The sequence below is a fragment of the Pseudaquabacterium terrae genome (assembly GCF_013266755.1).
GTDB lineage: Bacteria > Pseudomonadota > Gammaproteobacteria > Burkholderiales > Burkholderiaceae_C > Pseudaquabacterium > Pseudaquabacterium terrae.
In genome coordinates, this window is the sequence record NZ_JABRWJ010000056.1 from 1 (window position 1) to 1,230 (window position 1,230).

Below are 1,230 nucleotides of genomic sequence, written 5' to 3' on the forward strand. Positions count from 1 at the left end.
AACCCTTCGGTCAACGCGACGTCCACCAGCTACGCGCCAGGGCCGCGAGGCACCCAGGCATATCATGTGCCTCGCGGCCCTGGCGCTCCGCTGGCGGCCGCGCGTTACCTCAAACGTTAGGCGGCACATTCCGCACCGAAGCTCTGCCATGAACGTACGCAACGCCCAATGCACACTCGCTTTTGCACTTCTGCTCTGCACCGCTGGGACACAGGCTGAGGTGATCGACAAACTTGCTTCCATCGAGCGGTTGTGGATCACAGATGCGGTCATAGCCGCCGTTGCGGCCGTTGTCACTTACGTTCTGGCAGCGCGATTCGCACCTGCGGTCGTAGTGACACTGCTTGCTGGCGGGTTCGCTTGGCCTCCGGTCATCCCAGCAGAGTTCTTGCCAGAAGCACTGGCTCACTACGGACCGTTCTATGCCGCTCATGCCCAGGCAGCAGCACTTCTGGTCCCAATAGCAGTCGTCGCAGCCTTCGGTCTTCGCCGGCTTGCGCTTAGTCGTGCCGAGCCAAAGAGTGCCGCCTAACCCTTCGGTCAACGCGACAGCCAACGGCATGGCACCTGGCCCGCGCAGCACCGGGGCATATCATGTGCTGCGCGGGCCAGGCGCCATACCGTCGTCTGCGCGTTACCTCAAACGTTAGGCCTCGGGTGAACACGTCCGCCACGGCTCGTAGCGCTGCCAGAAGCACCACATGCACTCGGCCGTCATCGCTTCAGCCACCAAACGAACAGCCGAATACCGTTGCGCATCGGCTCTGGCAACGAAAGCCGAGTCAAGGCCTGCATCGGGCTGTACGGTCGGCGCAAGGCCGGAGCACGTCGAAGAGCCAAATGAGGAGCCGTGGCCGTTCAGGATCCTCCCCCCAAGGTCAACAAGACCAGAACACACTGCGTGGCTCTGGCATCAAGCGCGTCAATGCTCACCGAGCATCTGAACAAAGGGCACCCGTCGCCCCTGGCATCCTCAGTGCTGGCCACGCCATCCTTCAGGTGCTCGCGGTGTTCACGGTCGCCACCACATCCGAGGCCTAACCCTTCGGTCAACGCGACGTCCACCAGCTGCGCGCCAGGGCCGCGAGGCACCCAGGCATATCATGCGCCTCGCGGCCCTGGCGCTCCGCTGGCGGCCGCGCGTTACCTCAAACGTTAGGTGTCCGTCGAAGTGCGCCGCTTGCGCAGGCTTCGTTCAGTCCACCTTCGCCGGCGAGCACGATCGGAGTT

1 protein-coding gene is annotated in these 1,230 nt (G+C 63.6%); it reads left to right on the top strand.

Going from position 1 to position 1,230, the window contains the following annotated elements; genetic code table 11:
- The first annotated feature begins 148 nt into the window (after positions 1-148).
- Positions 149-532 carry a hypothetical protein gene (locus HLB44_RS36675; RefSeq protein WP_173135818.1) on the top strand — a complete coding sequence of 128 codons (384 nt, stop codon included), beginning with the start codon at positions 149-151 and terminating at the stop codon, positions 530-532.
- Positions 533-1,230 lie beyond the last annotated feature (698 nt).

Coding starts and splice junctions, on each gene's coding strand:
- HLB44_RS36675 (WP_173135818.1), top strand. CDS start 149: ATGAACGTACGCAACGCCCAATGCACACTCGCTTTTGCACTTCTGCTC.